This window comes from Streptomyces sp. NPDC033131 (assembly GCF_055578365.1).
In genome coordinates this window covers 72,392-92,819 of the sequence record NZ_JBVIPA010000019.1, presented here as the reverse complement: position 1 = coordinate 92,819, position 20,428 = coordinate 72,392, and the positions used below count along the sequence as shown (strand labels likewise).

The window sequence follows — 20,428 nt, the reverse complement described above, 5'->3', positions numbered from 1 at the left end:
CCCGCCGGCTCAGAAAACCTGGGGTACTGGGTTCCCTGTCGACGGGCGAGACCGAGGAGTTGTGAGATGGCGAAGGCGTATCTGGTGGGCAGCGGCATCGCGGCGCTCGCCGCGGCCACGTTTCTGATCCGCGACGGCGGATTCGACGGCGTGGACATCCACCTCTTTGAAGAGCAGAGGAACATCGGCGGCAGCCTGGACGCGGGCGGCACGGCGAACACCGGCTACACCATGCGCGGCGGGCGGATGTTCGAGGCCGAGTACCGCTGCACGTACGACTTGTTGTCCGGCATCCCCTCTCTCGACGACCCCTCGGTGTCGGTGACCCAGGAGATACTCGCCGGCCGTGAGGAGTTCGCCTGGGACGACATCGCACGCCTCGTCGACGGCGACGGGAAAATCGTCGACACCCGCTCGATGGGGTTCACTGAGGGAGACCGGCTGAGCCTGGTCCGGTGCCTGGCGGCCCCTGAGGGGCACCTCGACGGCAAGCGCATCAGCGACTGCTTCGGCGAGCACTTCTTCACCACGAACTTCTGGTTCATGTGGTGCACCACGTTCGCCTTCCAGCCCTGGCACAGCGCGATCGAGTTCCGCCGCTATCTCAGGCGCTTCATCCACCTCCTCCCCGAGTTCGCCTCCATGTCCGGCATCCATCGGACCCGCTACAACCAGTACGACTCCATCGTGCGCCCCCTGACTGCCTGGCTCCGCGAACGCGGCGTCACCATCCACACCGGCTGCCACGTCACCGACCTCGGGTTCGCACCGGGCCGCAGGAGTACGAGGGTCGAGCGCATCCACCTGTCCCGTAGCGGCCGGGACGAGAAGATCGAGGTAGCCCCTGAAGACCTGGTCCTGGTCACCAACGGCTCCATGACCGACGCCTCCAGCCTCGGCTCGCACACCGAAGCCCCGCCCCCGCGTCACCATCGCTCGGACGCCTGGCTGCTCTGGCACCGACTGGCACGCGGGCGTGAGGACTTCGGCAACCCGGACGCCTTCGACAAGCACATCAAAGAGTCCCGATGGGAGTCGTTCACCGTCACCGCGAAGGATCCCGCCTTCCTCAAGGCACTGGAGGAGTTCAGCGGCCGGGAAACCGGCAGAGGCGGCCTGATGACCTTCACCGACTCCAACTGGCTGCTCACCATCGTCGCCAACCGCCAGCCCCTCTACCGCGACCAGCCCGAGGACGTCACCGTCTGGTGGGGCTACGGCCTGCATCCCGGCCGCGCCGGCAACCACACACCCAAGCCGATGACGATGTGCTCCGGCCGCGAGATCCTCGAAGAAGTCCTGCACCACCTGCCGTTCGACGAGCCGACGGCGGCCCGTGTCCTGGAGACCTCCACCGTCGTGCCCTGCCTGATGCCGTACATCACCAGCCAGTTCCTGGCCCGCCGCCGCGACGACCGGCCCAAGGTCGTACCCGAGGGATCGAGGAACCTCGCCTTCATCGGCCAGTTCGCCGAGGTGCCGGACGACGTCGTCTTCACCGTCGAGTACTCGGTGCGCACCGCCTGGACGGCCGTGGCCCGACTCCTCAAGCTCGACACACACCCGCCCGCGGTCTACAAGGGCCACCACGATCCCCACGTCCTGGCCGCGGCCCTGGAGACGATGCACCGCCGCTGACCCGGTGGTTTCCCAAAGCATCCAAGTCGACGCCAGACAGCACAGAGGGCCCGTGAGCAAGCACCGCGACAGCCGAAGTCGGCCACGCCTGTTGATCGCTGTTGCGACGTGGTTCAAAGGCCGCGGTCCTGGTGCGCTTCCGTGGCGAGAAAGTCTCGCGCCGCAGAGGTGACCTGCTCGCAAAGGTGCTGCTGGTCCGAAAGTTGATCACCCAGCAGCTCGAGTGCTCCTGCCAGATCAACGATGGGCTGTAGCGCGGCGGGGTAGTCGAGTTCGGCCGCAGCCTCCCGATGAATCAGCTTGGCTCCGTGTACGGGATCGAGCCGGCAGTCCACTATTTGGCCGACCCACCAACGGGCCGCAACCCATCGCGCCTTGGCAAGATCTCCCGATGCCGGCGGCAGCAGACCCAACTCTTCCAGCACAAGTTCGAACAGCTCGCGGGCCTGGGGGTACTCACCCCGCGCGAGCCCGGCCAGGAGGGGAAGCGAGGGAGCCTCCACGTCGGCCATCAAAGCGTCCAGGCCCAACTGGACCAGACAAGCGTCCGAGGGACGCTGCCAGGGTTCCAAGGTCAAGTCTGCAGCGGCCATGCGGATCAGGCTGATCGCCACCACTGCGTCCATCCTGTCACCCCCTCATCACCTTCCCCCGGGAGGGAAGTCCTGTCACCGAGAGCCGGGCGGTTGATTGGCAGCGTAAGGCCGGCGAGGGCATGACTGCCGACCGGGAATGGGACAGGGCCGCCCCTTTCGGCCGCCGGTACGGATGCCTGGGTGGGGTGAGGGAACGCGTTGCCCGCATTTTCGGCCGTGGTGACGCGTCTGCTGCTCAAGTGGCCCTGGGGCGTTTGGACCGGACAGTCGCCGCGCTGGATGCGACCGAGCCGGAGCAAGCGGATCAGACGCGCGCCCGCCTGGAGGCCTCGTGGCAGGCCCGGTTCGAGGACTTGGTGGAGTCCCTGAATGAGGCTGACCGTGTGTTGGTGGCTCGGACCGGCATCACCAGGCCCCGGAAGGTGAAGCTGAGCCGGGCGACGAGTCCGTCAATCTGTGGAGGGTCCTGAGCAACAGCCCCCGGTCGACGGCGATATTCAGCGAGTAGACGTCGATAGCTGCGTCGTCCCGGCCCCGGCCACGCCCCTTTTCGAAGGTGCCGGCGCGCACAGTGATCCGGTCGTCACCGGTGTCGAGGTAGACGGGTCGCCCTTACCCGGCAAGAGCATGACGTGCTTGATGCCGTCGGCCAGGGCATTGGCGTCACCCCTTGGTCCAGCCGCCATCCACACCGGACACCAACCGCCCGCACCGCCAAGCACACAGCAGCCCTGGGCGGCGGTCGTCGATCACGCCGCCAACCGCCCTGGTGCTGTGACCGCGCAGCTTCGCCGGGTGGGCGGTCGTGACGGGTTGGATGTGCGGTGACGTCTATTCGACCGGTGGGGGCGCGGTGGATGAGCCAGTCCGTGTACGCAGACTGACCGACCAGGAGGGGCAGAAGCTGCAGCAGATCGTGCGCCGGGGCAGCACCAACTCGGTGCGCTACCGGCGGGCGATGATGATGCTGGCCTCGGCGGGCGGGAACCGGGGGACCCTCGATGGGCGGGAGGCCGTCCCCGCCTTGCTTCTCCAGAGTCCGGGCAATGTGCAAGGCCAGAGGAGCACCGGCCTCAGCACCGCGCATAAACCAGGCGAGCACACCCTTCAGCCGTCCTTCCTCCTCCAGCATCCTGGCCGTGGCCCGCACGGCGGTGAGGCTTCCGGCCCCGGCGCGACCCCGCAGCGCTGGAGGGCCTCCGCTAGGCGGATACGGCTTCGTATCGGACATGGCCTGCTTGAGTGTGTATCAGTTTGGTATTCGGTGCCCTCCGGCCAGGCTGATGCGCTGGTCGCACAAGACCTGGAGAGCCGTCTCGGCAAGCGGCTCGGCGTTGCGAACCTTGCGGTTGAGCGGTCAGGTCTCCGGCCGCTCGACGCCGATACGGCGTAGAGCGGCCGGAGACTGGTGAGACCCAGCACCACCGCGTCGCCTTGAGGGCGAGCGGCCGCGGTGGTGAGAGCGCGTCAGGCGGCGTAGGAGGCGAGTAGTTCGTTGTACTGCTTGGCGGAGGTGGCCAGGTCCTCGTCGGAGAGGCCGAAGGCGGTGCCGTGGACCTTGACCATCGGCTGCTGGATGTCGAACTGGCACAGCCGCAGGGTCGCGTGCCAGGTGCCGAGGAGGGTCTCGATGGTGGCCTGGTTCGGGCCTTCCGGGGTGTAGTGGTCGGCGGGGACGCCGGTGGTGACGGCGACGACGGCCTTCTTGCCGGCCAGCTGCGAGGCGGAGCCGTCCATGGTGAAGGCCCAGCCCAGGGTGAAGACCTTGTCCTGCCACTGTTTGAACAGCGGGGTGGTGTTGTACCAGAACACCGGGTGCTGGAAGACGATCACATCGTGCTCGGCCAGCAGTGCCTGCTCCGCGGCGACGTCGATCCGGAAGTCGGGGTAGGTGGCGTAGAGGTCGTGCACGGTGACATGCGGCAGGTCGCGGACAGCGTCCACGAGCGCCGCGTTGGCCTTCGACTGGGACAGGTCGGGGTGGCCTACGACAAGGAGAACCTTGGGCATGGTGAGGAAACCTTTTCAGTGGTCAGTGAAGTGAGTGAACTGGGTGAATGGGGGGGCGGATTGGTCGCGTGTGACGAGGCAGAAGTTCGCCGCGACGTCAGTCCGTCGCGAAGTCCGGGTGCATGGGCTGACCCGGGCGCAGCGGCATCGGCGATCAGCGGTCGATGCTCGCCATATTGGCCTCGTCGTGGCGTTCGCCCGCGGCCGGTGTGAGGTTCTCGTCTTCCTCCCGGGTGACCAGGACCCCCAGCGTCGTTCCCTGCGTACCGCCGGAGCTTTCGTACAGCTCGACCTGGTCACGCACGAACTGCGCCGTGCTCGGCTCGTACTCGCCTTTCAGCGGCATGGTCCCCCCTCAGACGGTGGTGTCGTCGTGGGCGAGGTTGTCGCCCAGTTCGCGGGAGGCTTCGGCCTGGGCGAGGAGCTCTCGGGCCTTGGCCTCGGCGGCTTCGATGGCGTCCGCGCCGGCGACGAAGCGCTGCAGGGGCTTGTCCTGGCCGACGATGGTGAGCAGGGCGCGGGCGAGTTTGGCGGGGTCGCCGGGCTGCTTGCCGTTCATGCTCTTCATGCCCTCGATCCGCGGGGCGGTGCGCGGGGCGTAGTCGTCTATGGACAGCTCGGGCCAGTTGGTGGAGCCGTCCACGAGGAGTTCGGTGCGGAAGTAGCCGGGCTCCACGACCGTGGTGTGGATGTTGTACGGCTCGACGTCGTAGCGCAGGGACTCCATCCAGCCCTCTTCAGCGAACTTGGAGGCGGCGTAGGCGGAGGTGAACTCCATGCCGACCAGGCCGGCGGTAGAGGTGATGGTGATGACGTGGCCGTCGCGCTGTCGGCGCATGATGGGCAGAACGGCGCGGGTGACGTTCATCGGGCCGAAGAGGTTGGTCTCGAACTGCCGGCGCATCTGCGCGGGCGAGATCTCCTCGAAGTAGCCGGTGAACAGGTTCCCGGCGTTGTTGACCAGGACGTCGACGCGGCCGAAGCGGTCGACGGCGGCCTGCGCGGCGGCCTCGGCGTCGTCCAGGCTGGTGACGTCGAGCTTGGCGACCAGCAGGTCGTCCTGCGGGCCACCGAGGACCTTCTCGACCTCGTCGGGGCGGCGGCCGGTGGCGACGACCTGGTGGCCGGCGGCCAGGGCCTCGCGGGCGATGTCCGTGCCGAGACCGCGCCCGGCACCGGTGACGAGAATGACCTTGCTCATGGGTTTCCTTTCAGCCGCCGTTCATCCGGCATCTGGTGTGTGCGGTGGTGATGCTTCGTCCCCGGCCCAGCGGCCGGCCGGGCGAGGAAGGGCCGGGCGGCCTGGAGGGCGGTCAGGCCTGGTCGGTGGGCATGATCCACAGTTCGGCGATGGAGGCATGCCTGGGCCGGGTGACCATGTAGGTGACGCCGTCGGCGATGTCCTCGGGGGCGAGGATCTCGGTCGTGTCGAGGAAGGGCTGGATCATCTCGCCGTGGATCTCGGGCTTGTTGTGCGAGTCCAGTTCGGTGTTCACCCCGCCCGGCTCCAGGACACCTACGCGCACGTGCCGCTGGGTGACTTCCTGGCGCAGGGACTCGGTGAAGCCGTTCACCCCGAACTTGGTGAGGTTGTAGACGCCGTAGCCGTTCCAGGCCACGCGGCCCGCGATGGAGCTGATGTTGACGATGTCGGCGACCCGGCGCGTACCGTCCCCGGCGGCCTGGAGCAGGTGCGGGAGGGCGGCGCGGGTGGTGTGGAGCAGGCCCTGCACGTTGACGGCGATCATGCGCTCCCACTCCTCGGCGTCCGCGCCGACAATGGGGCCCAGCAGCATCAGACCGGCGTTGTTGACCAGGGTGTCCAGCCGTCCGAAGTGCTCGACGGTCTGCTCGACGGCGGCCTCGGCCTGGTCGCGGTCGGTGATGTCGGCCTCCACCACCAGCGCGGTGCCGCCGGCCTTCTCGATCTCAGCGGCGAGTGCGCCCAGACGGTCCTTGCGGCGCGCCACCAGGGCCACGGACGCACCGTGCTCGGCGAGTTGGCGGGCGGTGGCCTCGCCGATACCACTGCTCGCGTCAGTGACGAGAGCGACAGTGCCAGTCAGTTTCGATGCCATGGGGGTGTCCTGTTCCTTTGATTCTCTGCATGTGCGGCACAAGCCCGGTGGGGAGGCGGATCCGTGCCTGCCGAGGACGGGCGGGCGCCGGTCTTCCACCCTCGGCGTCGGGGAGTGGAGGTGCGTGAAGCACCGCGCTCCGCTGTTATGCGGCGGGTATGGCGCCCATCTGCGTGAGGATGCCGAGCATGTCGAGCTGGGCGCGTTCCTCGACGATCTTGCCGTGGGACAGGCGGTAGAACGCCATGCTCTCCGAGCGGATGGCCTTGCCCGTCGCCTCGACCCCGGCGAAGGGTCCTTCATGAGTGCCCGTCATGGAGTAGCGAACCGCCACGGTGTCACCCTCGGCCCGCATGTCCTGGACCGTCCATTTCAGGTCGGGGAACGCCGTCAGGTTGGCGGCGACGATGCCGAGATAGGTGTCCCGGCCCTGCCACGTCTGGCCGCCGGCGTGCACGACGATGTCCGGGCTGACGAACTTGCTCGCCAGAGCGGGTTTGCGACCGGGCAGGTACTCGCTGGTGTAGCGCTCGATAATGCGCTTGTTCACCTGAGTGATCCCGTGGTTCCAGGAGACGGACTCCGCCGTGACACGAGACGGTGACCCGGAGCCGGTGGTGCGGTCGGCCGTGTCGGCCGCGGCTCCCGATCCGAAGGCCGCGAGGCTGAGCGCTCCCAGCGCCGTGACTACGGCGGCCGACGTGGTGTATCGACGCATGATCGTCCTTCTGGCTCTGGTGATCACGGCGCCGACGGCGCCGTGAAAGGGCTGGAGACCGGCGGCACAAGCAGCGCCGTTCCGGGCCGTTCACACCGCCGTGGGCGGTGCACCACCAACAAAACCGCTTGTCACCGGCGCGTGGGAGTCCCTGATGAGGGGGTCACTGACAGGGACCCCCAAGCCGGCGGAAGCGCTCGTAGAGTGAAACGCATGGCAGGCAGAAACGACCCACATGGCACCAACCGCGACATGAGGACGTCCGCGCCCAGATCCGTGAGTTCCTGGGCACGCGACGGTCCAAGGTCACCCCCGAGCAGGCCGGGCTGCCCGTGTACGGCGGAGAGCGCCGACGGGTCACCGGGCTGCGCCGCGAGGAGGTAGCCCTTCTCGCGGGCATCTCCAGCGAGTACTACACCCGGCTGGAGCGCGGCAACGCCACCGGCGTCTCGGAGAGCATCATCGAGGGCATCGCACAAGCACTTCAGCTCGACGAGGCCGAACGAACCCACCTCTTCGACCTCCTGCGCGGGGCCGCCACCACCCGCCCGCCGCGCCGCCGGCCCGCCCAGCAACGCGTGCGGCCCACCGTGCAGCGCGTCCTCGACTCGATGAGCGGCACACCCGCATTCGTCCTCAACGGCCGCGGGGACATCCTGGCCACCAACGACCTCGGGCGTGCCCTGTTCTCCCCGGTCTACGCCGACCCTGTGCGCCCGCCCAACAACGCCCGGTTCGTCTTCCTCGACCCGCGAGCGACCGAATTCTTCCGCGATTGGGACCAGGTCGCAGGCGACTGTGTCGCGATGCTGCGCGCCGAGGCCGGGCGCGATCTCTACGACCGGCGTCTGACGGACCTGATCGGCGAACTGTCCACCCGCAGCGAGGAGTTCCGGCACCGCTGGGCCGCCCACAACGTCCGGGTGCACACCACCGGCGTGAAGCTTTTGCACCACCCGGTCGTCGGCGACCTCGACCTGCCGTTCGAAACTTTCCCGGTGGGCGGCGACCCCAGCCAGGTCCTCCTCACCTACACCGCCGAGCCCGCCTCCCCCACCCAGGACGCCCTGAACCTGCTGGCCAGCTGGGCCGCGACCGACGACGACATCGAGCGGTCCACGCCGGCCGACGACTCCGAACCGGCCGACTCGACCGGGACCCCCGACTGATCGCCCCATGGCCCCTCCCCGTCTGTGCCGCACAAGAGACGGTGGCCAGCCCTCATGCCCCACACGACGGGGTACGGACGGCCGGCGACATCGGCATGTACGCGCAGAACTTCCTGCTCTCGCTGACGGCCCGGGGGCTGGCCGGCATCCCGCAGACCGTACTCGGCGTCTACGCCGACACCGTCCGCGAGTTCCTGGGGGTCCCCGCGGAGCTCAAGCTACTGTTCGGCATCCCCTTCGGCATGGCCGACCCTGCGCACCGGTGAACGCGCTCCGCCCGGGGCGGGTTCCGCTGCAGCGGAGCGTGGTCCTGCATGACACGCCTGGAGTCCTCGACAGGCAGTAGTTCTCCGCCCGCGGGAACCGTCCGGAGCGCCTCCGCCTCCCCTTCCCTGACACCCCTGAGGTGCTGATGTCGCTGGACAACCGCTCTCAACTCCTCGCGGCAACCGGGTTCATCGAAGGACGGTGACACTCAGGGGCGCCCGGAAGGACAGCAGACCCAGCACCGGTGATTCGGTCCCACCCTGCTCCAGCCGCACTCCCGGCAGGCGATCGGCCGCCGCCCGCAACGCCACGGCCGCCTCTGTGCGTGCCAGGGAAGCTCCCGGGCAGCGATGACGACCGACACCGAACGCGAGGTGGTGGCGGATGTTCGTCCGGTGTGGACGCATCCGCTCCGGGTCGGGGAAGATCTCCGGGTCGGATCCGCTGCCCAGCAGCATCAGCAGCAACTGGGCACCCTCCGGGAGCCTCACACCGCCCAGTTCGGTCGCGCACGCGGTGATCCGGCGCCAGGTGGTGACCGGCGGTTCGCGCCGCAGCACCTCCTCCACCCAGGCCTCGGCCAGACCCGTCTGCCGAGCCACGCGCTGCCACAGGCCGGGCTCGGTGAGCCCTCGCTGCAGCACTGTGGCGAGGAGTTGTCCGGTGGTGGACTGGCCCGCGATGAAGACGAAGAAGCAGGCGGCCACCGCGGTCTCGACGTCCAGCGGCTCGCCGCCCGGCAGACGGTGGCGGGCCAACGCCCCGACGAAGGAGCTGGACGGGGCAGTGCCGCAGCGCACCGTGTCGGTCAGCCACTGATGGAACTCCCCGACGGATTCCGCCAGTTCCAGTTGCCTTTCCAGTGCGGGCCTGCCCCAGAACAGCTCCAGCGAGGCATCACTCCAGCGAATCAGGGTGGCAGGGGCAACCCCGTGGATGCCGAGGAGTTCCATCAGCACCCGGCAAGGCAGAACCTGGGCGAATGTGGTGAACAGCTCGCAGCGGCCGGTGGCGTCGAGCTCCGAGCACGCTGTGTCGAGCAACTCCTCGGCGACGCGCCGGATCATCGGTACGGCTGCGGCGACGCCTTCGGCGTTGAAGAACCGGGTCACCACGCGGCGCAGTCCGGGATGGCTGGGGGTGCCGTTGTTGGCGAGCGCATGTGGGAGTGTGAAGCCGGCCCGGGCGAGAACCCGCAGCACGGCGACCGGCAAAGGGGTGACGGCGCGCAGGGCGTTGTCCGGACAGAACACGGCAGGGTCGAGCAGTACCCGGCGCACGTCGTCGTAACGGCTGACCAGCCACAGACCGGTTGCGGCGTCGTAATGCACCGGAGACTCGGACCGTAGCCCAGCCAGCCAGGGGTACGGGTCACGGACGAAGCCGTCGCCGAACAGATCGAGCACGCCGAGCGGGTCACGTGCGCCCGGGGCTGCGGGGCAGCCCCCCGGGCCGGTGCCGACCATTGCGCTGTCGGGTGCAGAGGCATGCGATGCCTGGGAGATCACGGCCGGACGCTAACACGCCGCGCACACAGCCCCCGGCTCAGTGTGCGCGTCATCACTCGAGGTAAGCGATCGAGCTCATCGCCGCCTCGCGAGTTCGCCCGCATCGAGGTAGTGCAGCAGCACCAGCCGAACCGCGTCGGACACACGGCGACCGGAGCGGTGCTGTGACGTGACGTCGCCCCGCGAGCCCGTCGCCGACTGATCGCCGCAGTCCAGCCCCGCGAGCCGCGTCAGGCTGCCGGCACCCACAGTCCGCGCTGCCAGCCCCGCGCCCTGTCGGAATGCTGCCCCGGCCGGATCCGAGGTGCCCAGGGAGCGGATCAGCCGCGGCAGCGCAGGCCCCTCACCTAGACAGCTATGTGCCTTCCCTGCGAAGGAGCAGCCGGCACCGAGGAGCTACGTCGTCTCACGCTGGACGACGGCGAGGATGTCGGCCGCGTCTGGTCGACTCGGCGCAGTCGGGGGTGGAACGCCGACCATCGAGAGGACGCTTGAGGCGACATCGTCGGCGGCTGCGGTGAGGTCCATCCGGATGATGAGGGTTGGTACGGCGAGCGAGCTCATGGGGAGGTCGTCGACGCCGATGAGCGCCAGGTCGTCCCGAACCGCGATGTGCTTGCCCTCAACCCCCGCTACCCACGCCGTGACCGGATACGCCGTCGGGCATGCAACCGCCCCCTCCCGCCCACAGAGTCATGACGACCTTCGCCAACGGAACCTCGGTTTTCGCGACAGGGTGACCGGCCCACAGCTGACCGACAGGGCCCGGCGCCAGGCGGTGAAGTTCGGCGCGGAGATTCTCAGCACCCGGGAGGTGGTGGCGCTGGAGCCGGCCCGGCCGCGCGGGTGCTGCGGTTCAACTACGGATCCGCCGTTACCGCCCAGATCGTCATCCTGGCCACCGGGCCCTCCTCCTGGCGGCTCGCTGCGCCTGTCAGGGGGCTGACCGGCTGAGGCGTCTTCCACGCCTCCACCACGCAGGGACCGCCGATCCATGGATAAACCGTCCTCTCCCGCCCCTGCGCGGGCGCCCCTACGGTCGGGGCTGCGGGCGCTCACCGGCCCGCCGTAACGAAGGAGCGCGACCCCCATGAAGATGACCGGCAACACGATCCTGATCACCGGCGGCACCTCGGGCATCGGCCTCGGTCTGGCCCTGCGCCTGCACGAGGCCGGCAACAAGGTGATCGTCGCCGGTCGGCGCAAGGAACTCCTCGACGAGATCACGGCCGAGCACCCGGGCATCGACGCGCTCGTCCTCGATGTCGCGGACCCCGACTCGATCGCCCGGGCCCGTGAGACCGTGGCGGCGAGCCACCGTGGGCTGAACGTCCTGGTCAACAACGCCGGCATCATGCAGCGAGAGAACCTCCTCGACCCGGCCGGACTCCCCGTCGCCGAGGATCACGTCACGGTCAACCTGCTCGGCACGATACGGATGACGTACGCCTTCCTGCCGCTGCTGGTGGGCAAGGACGACGCGGTCGTCCTGAACGTCACCTCGGCGCTGGCCTTCGTACCGTTCCCGGTCACCCCGACCTACAGCGCGACCAAGGCCGCGCTGCACTCCTTCTCCGAGAGCCTGCGCATCCAGCTCGCCGGCGCCGACAACGGCGTCCAGGTGATCGAGGTGGTCCCGCCGGGTGTACGCACGACCCTGCTGGGCCAGCAGGACGACGACCACGCCATGCCGTTGGACGACTTCCTCACCGAGACCCTCGACCTGCTGCGCGAGAAGCCCGACGCGAAAGAGCTTGTCGTCGAGCGCGCCGGCTCCATCCGCGACGCGGTGGCCAACGGCTCCTACGACAACGTCCTCGCCATGCTCAGCAGCATCTGACCGACCTGTAATGACCGGCGCGCAACACGCGGACGAAGACGACGAGGACACCGTCGAGACAGCACGCGCGCGGGCCTGTGGGCTCACATCACGGGCGAACGCGAGCTGGACCGCCTCGGGGAGGTCCACCCGAGGACACGGAACGGTAAGGCAGCGCCTTCGGCTTCGCCCTGGTCGTCGTACTGGAGACGACCGGCTCCGTCCTGAGTGCCGACGGGCACGCGAGCGCCCGTCTGACACGGCGAACAATCGTCGTGTCGGCCGGGCCGGACGACGAGGCCCGGGGCCGGTCTGAAGCCTTGGACGTCCTTGACGGGACAGTCGCCGCAGGCCGTCTTCCATACCGGCAGCCTGCGGCGCACCCGCCGGCGGTCAGTGAGTTTCCCAGCGAGTCATACAGCTCAAGAGACCATCGGGGCGTCTCGCCGCGAGCGACCTCGGCGTCGGCCGTATGAGCGGCTTCGCGCGGGTGCGAGGGGAGGGCTCAGCCATGGATCGGCGGTCTCTGGATAGCCGGGCGGGATGCGGTGAGGATGGGGGGCATGGACAAGAAGGAACTGGCGGAATTCCTGCGGCACCGGCGTGAGATGTTGCGGCCCCGCGACGTCGGGCTGGTCGAGGGGCCGCGCAGGCGGACGCAGGGGCTGCGCCGCGAGGAGGTCGCGCAGCTCGCCGGCATGTCCACCGACTACTACGCCCGGCTGGAACAGCAGCGTGCTCCGCAGCCCTCCGTCCAGATCACCGAAGCTCTCGCCCGGGCACTGCGGCTGACCCTGGACGAACTCGACCATCTCTTCGTCCTCATCGGCCACAACGCCCCGGCCCGCTTCCACCGCTCCGAACACGTCAGCCCGACGCTGATGCGGGTCCTGGACCGCCTGGACGACACCCCGGCCCTGGTGCAGACCGACCTGGTCGACACCCTTGCGATGAACCCCTTGGCCGTCGCACTGCTCGGCGACCAGACCCGCCACACCGGTCTGGCCAGCAGCGGCTACTACCGCTGGTTCATGGATCCGGCCGAGCGTCTGATGGTTCCCGAGGAGAGTCACGAACGCCACGGCCGCGCCCAGGCTGCGCGTCTGCGGGCCGCGCTGACAGCCGGCAGCGACACCCCCCGAGCCGCCCGGATCCTCGCCGAACTCCAGGAACACAGCCCCGAGTTCGTCCGCATGTGGAAACTTCAGGAGGTCGCACGACGCTACGACGACTGCAAGACCATCCTTCACCCTGAACTCGGCCGCATCGACGTCGACGCCCAGCTCCTGTTCACCGAGAACCGCGCCCAGACGCTGGTGGTGCTGACCACTCGCCCCGGCACGGAGAGCCACAGCAAGCTCGAACTCCTCTCCGTCATCGGACACCAACAGCTCACCCCCTGACGTCCGGGACCGGGGCGGGCTCTGGGCTTGATCATTTGACTTCGCTGCTGTTTCAGGCGGACGTGTTCGGTGAGGGTTCCGCTTCGCTTCACGGTCTTCCCAGCCTCGTGACGTGGGACTGACCTGCGGTTCTTCGAGCCGGGTGGACGGCCAGGTCCGGGCTTGGAGGGTCTGGGCACATCCGAGGGACGGATGATGTCCACGCTGCAAAAGACGGCGACAGCTCCTCGGTGAGGGGCGGACGAGGCGGAGTTGAGTGTGCGCGGCGATGTTGAGGCACGTGCACAGGTCGGCGGTGTGCGGATCGCGGACCTTGAGGGGCAGAACAGCAACACGGGGCGCGTCGTACATCGCCCTGTACCCACGCCCGTGCTCGGCGGTGAGTGTCAACTCGACCAGCAACGTCACCGGGCCGTTCGAGCACAGCGCAGGCGTACACTGCTGTGCAAATAGCCTTTTAATTGTTTAAACTTAATAAATCGGGCAAAAGTGTAGCCGGAACCGTTGGATCCGGCCTCAGATCTGCCCGGAAGTCCCGCAGCGAGTGACCGTCGGCAGTCTTGAGAGGGCGCGGGCGGATCGCAAAGGCGCCAGGAGGAAGAACTCTCGATGACCCGCCGGCCCGATGACCCGCGCACCGCGGCGGCCCGGGTGTTCGCCGAGGGAGGTGCGTTCGGCGAGCTTCTGTCAGGGATCGACTGGGCGGCGACGCCGCTCGGCCTCCCCATCTCCTGGCCGGGTCCCCTGGTGGACACCCTGCGCCTCATGCTCACCTCTGAGCATGGGATGGCTCTGTACTGGGGGGCTGAATTCGCCACGCTGTACAACCTGGGCTCCACACCCATTGTCGGCGCCAAACACCCCTGGGCGCTCGGCAGGCCCTACAGCAAGGTGTTCCCCGAGGTCTGGGCCCACCCTGTGAGCTCCCACTTCCACTATGTGACCGGCAGCCGCAAGCCCCTGCTGGTCCCGGACGAGCTGCTCATCTTGGAGCGCCACGGCTTCTTGGAGCAGTGCTACTTCGACTCCGCCTTCCAGCCCGTGCTGCTGGACGACGGCACCGCCGGCGGCGTGCTGCAGATCCTCACCGAGACCACCGGCCGGGTACTGGGCGAGCGCCGGCTGCGTCTGCTGAGCGAGACCGGCGCGCGCACCACCGGGCTGACCGCCCCGGGCGAGGTCGCCCGCGTGGTCGCCGAGGTCGCGGGCTCCTACCCCGAGGAGATCCCGTTTCTGGGCCTGTACCTGACCTCCGGGCCGGGGTTGGAGCGGCCGGCGGCCGAGACCGTCGGGCTGAGTGGGGCCGCCGGGCCGCAGGTGGCGGCCCGGCTGGCGCAGGTGGTCGCCGACGGGGCCCCGGCCACGCTGCCCTCCGCCACGTTCACCGGCGCCGGCACGGCCGGGCAGCACGCCGCGGCCTCCCGGCTCCCGGTCGAGCAGGTGCTGGCCCTGCCGCTGCACTGCGCGGGCCAGGTGGAGGGCGTCCTGGTGGTGGGCGTCAACCCCTGTTTCCCTCCGGCCGGGGCTTACCACGACTTCCTGGAGGTGCTCGCCTCCGCCGTGGCCGGGGCGCTGTCGGCCGCGCTCGCGCACGAAGAGCAGCGTGGGCGGGCGGAGGCGCTGGCCGAGCTGGACCGTGCCAAGACTGCCTTCTTCGCCAACGTCAGCCACGAGTTCCGCACGCCCCTCACCCTGCTCCTGGGCCCGCTCCAGCAGGCTCTGGCCGACGAGGACCGGTCCGAGCGGCGCGAGCAGCTGGAACTGGCCGAGCGCGGCGCCCTGCGCCTGCTGAAGCAGGTCAACACCCTCCTGGACGTCGCCAGGGCCGAGGCAGGGCAGATGCGCCCGGCCCTTGAGCCGGTCGACCTCGCCGGTGCCACGGCCGAGCTGGCCGGGGTGTTCCGCTCCGCCTTCGAGGCGGCCGGCCTGACGCTGGAGGTGGTCTGCCCGCCGCTGCCCAAGCCGGTGTCCCTGGACCGGGAGATGTGGGAGAAGATCATCCTCAACCTGCTCAGCAACGCCCTGAAGTTCACCTTCACCGGCGGTGCTCGGGTGCAGATGGCCGCGGCCGGCGACCGGGCCCGGCTGACGGTGACCGACACCGGCACCGGCATCACCGCGGACGAGCTTCCGCGCCTGTTCGAGCGCTTCCACCGGGTCCGCGGCGCCCGCTCCCGCTCCCACGAAGGCAGCGGTCTCGGGCTGGTGCTGGTGAAGGACCTGGTGGAAGCGCACGGCGGCACCATCGGCGTCCAGAGCCGGCTCGGCCTGGGCACCACCGTCACCGTGGACCTCCCCTTCGCCGCCGCCCACCGGCCCCGCCCCACCCCGCCCGCGGCTGTCGCCGGATCCCCCAGGCAAACCACCAGCCAAGGCGGCGACGGCCGGCCCGGCCGTGCCGCGGCCTATGTCGACGAGGCGCTGGGCTGGCTGGCGGCCGACCCCGTCCCCGCCGCGGCCACCGCCGCGGCACGCACCCCGCACGCCCCCGCGAACCACGATGCCCCCCACGCTCCCGGCCCGCACGAAACCGGCCGTCCCCATCGGGCCCGCCTGCTGGTCGTCGACGACAACGCCGACATGCGCGCCTACCTCACCCAACTCCTGCAGCCCGACTACGACGTGCTGCTCGCCGCCGACGGCAGGGCCGCCCTGGAGACAGCCCTGGCGCAGCCGGTGGAGCTGGTGCTCAGCGACGTGATGATGCCCCGCATGGACGGCTTCGAGCTGGTCCGGGCGCTGCGCGCCGACCCGCGTACCGCCCGCCTGCCCGTCGTCCTGCTCACCGCCCGCGCCGGCGAAGAGGAATCCGTCCAGGGCCGGCATGCAGGCGCCGACGACTACCTGGCCAAACCCTTCTCCGCGCGCCAGCTGCTGGCGCGCGTCCGCACCGGGCTGGAACTGTCCCGGTTGCGCGAACAGGCCCTGACCGAGACACGCAACCAGCTGGCCGTGCTGGCTTCCCTGGCCGACGCCGGCCTGCGGCTGTCCGCCACCCTCGACCCGGACCAGATCCTGCAGACTGCCGGCCAGATCCTGCTGCCCGACTTCGCCGACCAGATCAGCATCCACCTCACCGCCGTGGCACCCGCCCCGGCGCAGTCACCCCCGGCATACATCGCCGGCGCCCCCCTTCTCGCCCGCGAGGCTCTGGCCAGTGCCGCCACCCACGCGATCAACGGCACCGCCCCGGCCCCAGCCGGCCCGCACCCGGCGCCCGCCGCCGTACTGGCCCTGCCGCTGCACGCCCACGACCAGACGCTGGGGGCCCTGGTACTGGTCCGGCACACCGGCGGGTACTCCGAGGTCGAACACAAGTATCTGGAGAACCTCGCCCACCGTCTGTCCCTGGCCTACGACAACGCCACCCGATACCACAACGAACGCCGCCTCGCCCTGACCTTGCAGCGCGCCCTGCTGCCCCACCATCTGCCCCAGGTACCCGGCGTGCGCCTGGCCACCCACTACCGGGCCAGCAACCGCGGCGCCGAAGTCGGCGGCGACTGGTACGACGTGCTCGCCCTGCCCGACGGCGCCGTGGGACTGGCCATCGGCGACGTCATGGGCCACGACGTGGAAGCCGCCACACTGATGGGCCAACTCCGCTCCGCCCTGCACAGCCTCGCACTGGAGGGCGCCGGCCCGGCCCAGGTGCTGACCAGGCTGGACGCCTACATGCGGTCACTCGCCACCGAACGGTTCGCCACCTGCCTCTACGCGGTCTACGACCCCCGCCATCACCGCCTGCGCTACGCCGCCAGCGGGCACCTGCCGCCCTTGCTGATAGCCGCCGACACCGCCTACCTGGAGCTCCCCCCGGCGCTGCCGCTGGGACTGGGCAGCACCCCGGTCGACCGCGAGGTGGAATTCAGGCCCGGCACCAGCCTGCTGCTCTACACCGACGGTCTCGTGGAGAACCGGGCACTGTCCCTCAACGACGGCCTGGCAGCCCTGCGCCGGATGTGCGGCGCGCTGCCCGCCGCCGCCCGCCCCGACCCCCAGCAGATCACCGAACGAGCCATGGAACTGCTGAACACCCCCGACCGGGTCGATGACGACGCCGCACTGCTCGCAGCCACCGCCGCCCCCTAGCGCCGAACCGGCGACCCGCAGACCGGCCGAAGCGCCGAACGACCAACAGCTCCCGCTCGTAGTCACTGCTGAACAAGCTGCGGAATTGCCAATCGTCCGTAAAAGGCCGGGCATGCACGCTCCCGGACACAGCCCAAGCGATAGACCGTCAGGCGATCATCGCCCCATGGAGCGAGTCATCAAGGGCCTTGGCCTGCATGGTTGATTGGGTGGGGGCCACGGCCGACCGCTGCACGCTGTCCGCTAGCATCCCTGCGCATGACGAGACGGGGGTGGCTCCTGGGAGCCGCGGCGATACTGGCGGCGATCTGCGCTTCCGGTCCAGAACGCCCGGAGGCCGTCCGTACGGCGTCGGACCTCGGCCCCCTCCCGGCCGACCGCTACGACTACACGCCGCAGGACTACCAGCGATCGCAGCGGGCATCGGCGTTGCTGGTCCGGCAGTGCATGGCGGAGCGCGGCCACCCGGATTTCCCGCTCGACCCCCGCTACCCCACCGATCCCATCATCGCCGCCGCGGTCAGCACCGACTACGGTGCCCTGGATCTGGCCGCCGCCCACCGCTGGGGCTACGGCTGGGACCCGGCAAAGTCCCAAGCTCTCCGGCCGAAGGGCCGCCGGATGACCAACGCAGAGTATGCGGACTTCCCCGCCTGCAACGCCGAGGCGAGCCGGCGGCTGATGCGCGGCATCGACCTGAAGAGGGACTGGCTCTACGCAAGTGAACGGGCGATCGAGGTCGACAAGGCGGTCAAGCGCGACCCGCACCTCCGCGCGGCTTGGGATGTGTGGTCCCGCTGTGTGGCGGAACAAGGATTCACGCGTTATCCCGACCCCGTCGCGGCGTACACGGACACCGCCTGGCAACGAGGCAGTGACGGCAACACCCGGCATACGAAGCGGGAGCGGGCCACCGCCGCCGCGGACGTCACTTGCAAGCGCCGCCACCATACGGCCGAGCTCTGGCACGCTGTACGGGCGCAGAAGCAGACCGCGGACATCACACGGCACCGCGACCGCTACGCCGCCGGACTGCACGCGTTGCAGACGTACCGGGCCACGATCGCCGAGGTGCTGCGGAAGCTCGGCTAAGGGGTCCTTTCACTATGAGCGTCCGATCAGGTCGCGTGGTCTGGTGCCGTGCATCGCAAGGCGCCGGAGCGGCCTCGATGGGGGTCCCCCCGCGCGAGGTTGTTCGAGCGTGGGGGAGGAGCCACGTGGGCGTTTCGGCAACGCGGCGAGGTGCGGTGCCAGACCACGCGACCCGGACGGGCATAGTGCAAAGACCCCTAAGGCCTGTCCGGCGAGGGGATGCCTTCACGTCTCGGCGCGGTGGAACTTACGGTTTGTGAGTTGCCCTTGGAGTCGGTACCGCTCGCGGAAAGGAATACCTCCTTCTGTACTTGAGCGCCCCTGTCGCACCCCCGAACAGCGCTCCCCGGCACAGCTCGGCCTGCCACGCGACGCGTCCGACGCGCAGGCTGAACGACGGTGAAGAGCTCATTCCGGGTGGCTCTTGGCCGGTGATCGGGGGGTGACGGCATCCCCACCCGTCGAGGGGCGGATGGGGATGCCGAAGACGTCGTAATGCGACGGCCCGGAGGCCGTCGGGCCAGACCGGTACGGGGCCTGTCGGGCGTCAGGCGCCCGGGTGCAGACCGGGCCAGCCGGGTGTCGGGTCACCCTTGACCTCGCCGAAGTAGAGGGCGAAGGTCTGCTTCAGCCGCTCGACCTGGGCCCGCGGTCCTCCATGAAGCGAGGGAACCCCTCCAGGTTCGCGTTCGGGTACTCCCAGACCGGCTTCAGGCCGGCGGGCGGCGCGATGTCCGTGCGCACCGCCGATCACAGGGTGATCGGAGCTGAGAACGTCACGCGCGACCGTGGTCGTCGCAGCCAGCAGGGCACCGCTGTGCAAGTACTTGACCATCTCCCGAGCGCTGACGGACGCCTCGGCCCTGACCGCAGACCACAGCGACAGCCCATCCGGGCTCCCCTGGGAAAGCTTTCTGAAGTCACCGACGAAGGGAACTCGTGCATCGCTCACCAGCAGAGGCTAAAACACCTCCTCACCCACGGCCCACGTAGACCTCAAACGCGGCCCCAGAGGCTGACGTCTCTGCGGGAACAGCTGTGGACCCCTTCGAGCATGCGCGGCCTTCGCCGGTAGAGGTCACACCGGGTCCGGCAGGTCCATGAGCGCGAGTTTGGCCGGGTCGACCACGGCGGTGATCTCGGTGATGTGGCCATCGGCGACAGTGAAGGCCAGGAGGGAAAGCGGAGCTCCGTCCTCGCTCCAGGAGATGACACCGGGGCGGCCGTTGACGGTCGTCGCATGTCCTCGTGCCGCGCCGCCGGCCACTCGCGCGCGGGTGGCGACTTCGGTGGCCCCCAGCGTGACGAACGTGCCGTTCGGGGTGTGGACGGTGAACTTCACCTCGGGGTGGAGAACCTGCAGCAGCTGCTCGAACCGGCCGTCGCGGGCTGCGGCCAGGAAGGCCTGGGCCACCTCGCGTTGTTCTCGTCCGGCGCCGGCGGGCTGCTGGGCGGCGTGTACCTTCCTGCGGGCGCGGCTGGCGAGCATTTTGGTCGCGTCGGCGGATTTGCCGAGAATGGTGCCGATCTCCGCGAAGGGCACGGCGAACACGTCGTGCAGCACGAACGCCAGTCGTTCGTCAGGGCGCAGCGAGTCGAGGACCGTGAGGAGCGCGAGGCCGACGGAGTCCCCGAGTGCCACAAGGTCTTCCGGAGCGGGAGCGTCGTCGAGCGTCACGGTGAATTCGGGCAGCTGGTCGTCGAACGGGACTTCTGGGCGCGTCCGGCCCGACCGCAGGACATCGAGGCTGATGCGGCCGACCACGGTGGTCAGCCAGCCGCCGAGGTTGTCGATGGTGCCGGTGTCCTGGCGGGAGAGACGCAACCACGCCTCTTGGACCACGTCTTCCGCATCGGCGTGTGATCCGAGCATGCGGTGGGCGACGGCGCGGAGCCGGTCCCGGTGGGACTCGAAAGCGTCGACGATCGGGTCCGTCGGATGGGTGCCGGCCATGTTGTTGTTACCTCCGTGAGAGCTGCTCCGTCATAGGGATGACGCGCACAGGCGCCGCAACGTAACCCGATGAAGGAGAGCACT

Annotated in this window: 15 protein-coding genes and 4 pseudogenes; 9 read left to right on the top strand and 10 right to left on the bottom strand. The window is 69.4% G+C overall.

What is annotated here, in order from left to right; genetic code table 11:
- Nucleotides 1–18 precede the first annotated feature (18 nt).
- Nucleotides 19–1,638 (top strand): oleate hydratase, encoded by a 1,620-nt coding sequence (locus ACZ5XS_RS24200; protein WP_468654616.1) that lies wholly within the window; start codon nt 19–21, stop codon nt 1,636–1,638.
- Nucleotides 1,639–1,751: 113 nt separating this feature from the next.
- Here ACZ5XS_RS24200 and ACZ5XS_RS24195 read toward each other — a convergent pair whose 3' ends face one another.
- Nucleotides 1,752–2,264: a hypothetical protein gene (locus tag ACZ5XS_RS24195; protein WP_468654492.1), complete on the bottom strand. Its 513-nt coding sequence runs from the start codon at nt 2,262–2,264 to the stop codon at nt 1,752–1,754.
- Nucleotides 2,265–3,087: 823 nt separating this feature from the next.
- Here ACZ5XS_RS24195 and ACZ5XS_RS24190 point away from each other — a divergent pair.
- Nucleotides 3,088–3,272 (top strand): annotated as a pseudogene (locus ACZ5XS_RS24190) (IS630 family transposase); the annotation flags it as partial.
- A 429-nt stretch (nt 3,273–3,701) separates the two neighbouring features.
- Here the strand turns inward: ACZ5XS_RS24190 and ACZ5XS_RS24185 are convergent.
- The 5 genes and pseudogenes from ACZ5XS_RS24185 to ACZ5XS_RS24165 all read right to left on the bottom strand — a co-directional run bounded on the left by ACZ5XS_RS24185 (nt 3,702) and on the right by ACZ5XS_RS24165 (nt 7,040).
- On the bottom strand, nt 3,702–4,244 hold the full coding sequence (locus tag ACZ5XS_RS24185) for an NAD(P)H-dependent oxidoreductase (protein ID WP_468654490.1): 543 nt from the start codon (nt 4,242–4,244) through the stop codon (nt 3,702–3,704).
- A 247-nt stretch (nt 4,245–4,491) separates the two neighbouring features.
- Nucleotides 4,492–4,590 (bottom strand): annotated as a pseudogene (locus tag ACZ5XS_RS24180) (nitroreductase family deazaflavin-dependent oxidoreductase); the annotation flags it as partial.
- A gap of 9 nt (nt 4,591–4,599) precedes the next feature.
- Nucleotides 4,600–5,445: an SDR family oxidoreductase gene (locus tag ACZ5XS_RS24175; protein WP_468654488.1), complete on the bottom strand. Its 846-nt coding sequence runs from the start codon at nt 5,443–5,445 to the stop codon at nt 4,600–4,602.
- A gap of 112 nt (nt 5,446–5,557) precedes the next feature.
- Nucleotides 5,558–6,322: an SDR family NAD(P)-dependent oxidoreductase gene (locus tag ACZ5XS_RS24170; protein ID WP_468654486.1), complete on the bottom strand. Its 765-nt coding sequence runs from the start codon at nt 6,320–6,322 to the stop codon at nt 5,558–5,560.
- Nucleotides 6,323–6,467: 145 nt separating this feature from the next.
- Nucleotides 6,468–7,040, bottom strand: a complete 573-nt coding sequence (locus ACZ5XS_RS24165) for an ester cyclase (RefSeq protein WP_468654484.1) — start codon at nt 7,038–7,040, stop codon at nt 6,468–6,470.
- A 272-nt stretch (nt 7,041–7,312) separates the two neighbouring features.
- Between ACZ5XS_RS24165 and ACZ5XS_RS24160 the strand changes: the two genes are divergently transcribed.
- Nucleotides 7,313–8,209 carry a helix-turn-helix domain-containing protein gene (locus ACZ5XS_RS24160; RefSeq protein WP_468654614.1) on the top strand — a complete coding sequence of 299 codons (897 nt, stop codon included), beginning with the start codon at nt 7,313–7,315 and terminating at the stop codon, nt 8,207–8,209.
- Between the two features lie 41 nt (nt 8,210–8,250).
- Complete coding sequence (locus ACZ5XS_RS24155) at nt 8,251–8,475, top strand: nitroreductase family protein (RefSeq protein WP_468654482.1); 225 nt, start codon at nt 8,251–8,253, stop codon at nt 8,473–8,475.
- Between the two features lie 189 nt (nt 8,476–8,664).
- Here the strand turns inward: ACZ5XS_RS24155 and ACZ5XS_RS24150 are convergent, their stop codons facing one another.
- Nucleotides 8,665–9,882, bottom strand: a complete 1,218-nt coding sequence (locus tag ACZ5XS_RS24150) for a cytochrome P450 (protein WP_468654480.1) — start codon at nt 9,880–9,882, stop codon at nt 8,665–8,667.
- A 498-nt stretch (nt 9,883–10,380) separates the two neighbouring features.
- Nucleotides 10,381–10,548, bottom strand: a complete 168-nt coding sequence (locus tag ACZ5XS_RS24145) for a hypothetical protein (RefSeq protein ID WP_468654478.1) — start codon at nt 10,546–10,548, stop codon at nt 10,381–10,383.
- A 154-nt stretch (nt 10,549–10,702) separates the two neighbouring features.
- On the opposite strand from ACZ5XS_RS24145, the pseudogene ACZ5XS_RS24140 reads away from it, so the two are divergent.
- The 5 genes and pseudogenes from ACZ5XS_RS24140 to ACZ5XS_RS24120 all read left to right on the top strand — a co-directional run.
- Nucleotides 10,703–10,935, top strand: a pseudogene (locus ACZ5XS_RS24140) (fused response regulator/thioredoxin-disulfide reductase); the annotation flags it as partial.
- A 139-nt stretch (nt 10,936–11,074) separates the two neighbouring features.
- Nucleotides 11,075–11,824 (top strand): SDR family oxidoreductase, encoded by a 750-nt coding sequence (locus tag ACZ5XS_RS24135; RefSeq protein WP_468654476.1) that lies wholly within the window; start codon nt 11,075–11,077, stop codon nt 11,822–11,824.
- A gap of 542 nt (nt 11,825–12,366) precedes the next feature.
- Entirely contained in the window at nt 12,367–13,206 is an 840-nt protein-coding gene (locus ACZ5XS_RS24130) for a helix-turn-helix transcriptional regulator (protein WP_468654474.1), read from the top strand.
- A 609-nt stretch (nt 13,207–13,815) separates the two neighbouring features.
- Nucleotides 13,816–17,298, top strand: coding sequence for a SpoIIE family protein phosphatase (locus ACZ5XS_RS24125; RefSeq protein ID WP_468654472.1), 3,483 nt, complete (start codon nt 13,816–13,818; stop codon nt 17,296–17,298).
- 258 nt (nt 17,299–17,556) lie between these two features.
- Nucleotides 17,557–18,390 (top strand): hypothetical protein, encoded by an 834-nt coding sequence (locus ACZ5XS_RS24120; RefSeq protein ID WP_468654470.1) that lies wholly within the window; start codon nt 17,557–17,559, stop codon nt 18,388–18,390.
- A gap of 547 nt (nt 18,391–18,937) precedes the next feature.
- Here the strand turns inward: ACZ5XS_RS24120 and ACZ5XS_RS24115 are convergent.
- Nucleotides 18,938–19,137: pseudogene (locus tag ACZ5XS_RS24115) on the bottom strand (ABC transporter substrate-binding protein); the annotation flags it as partial.
- Nucleotides 19,138–19,468: 331 nt separating this feature from the next.
- Nucleotides 19,469–20,344 (bottom strand): sigma-70 family RNA polymerase sigma factor, encoded by an 876-nt coding sequence (locus tag ACZ5XS_RS24110; RefSeq protein ID WP_468654468.1) that lies wholly within the window; start codon nt 20,342–20,344, stop codon nt 19,469–19,471.
- Nucleotides 20,345–20,428: the final 84 nt, after the last annotated feature.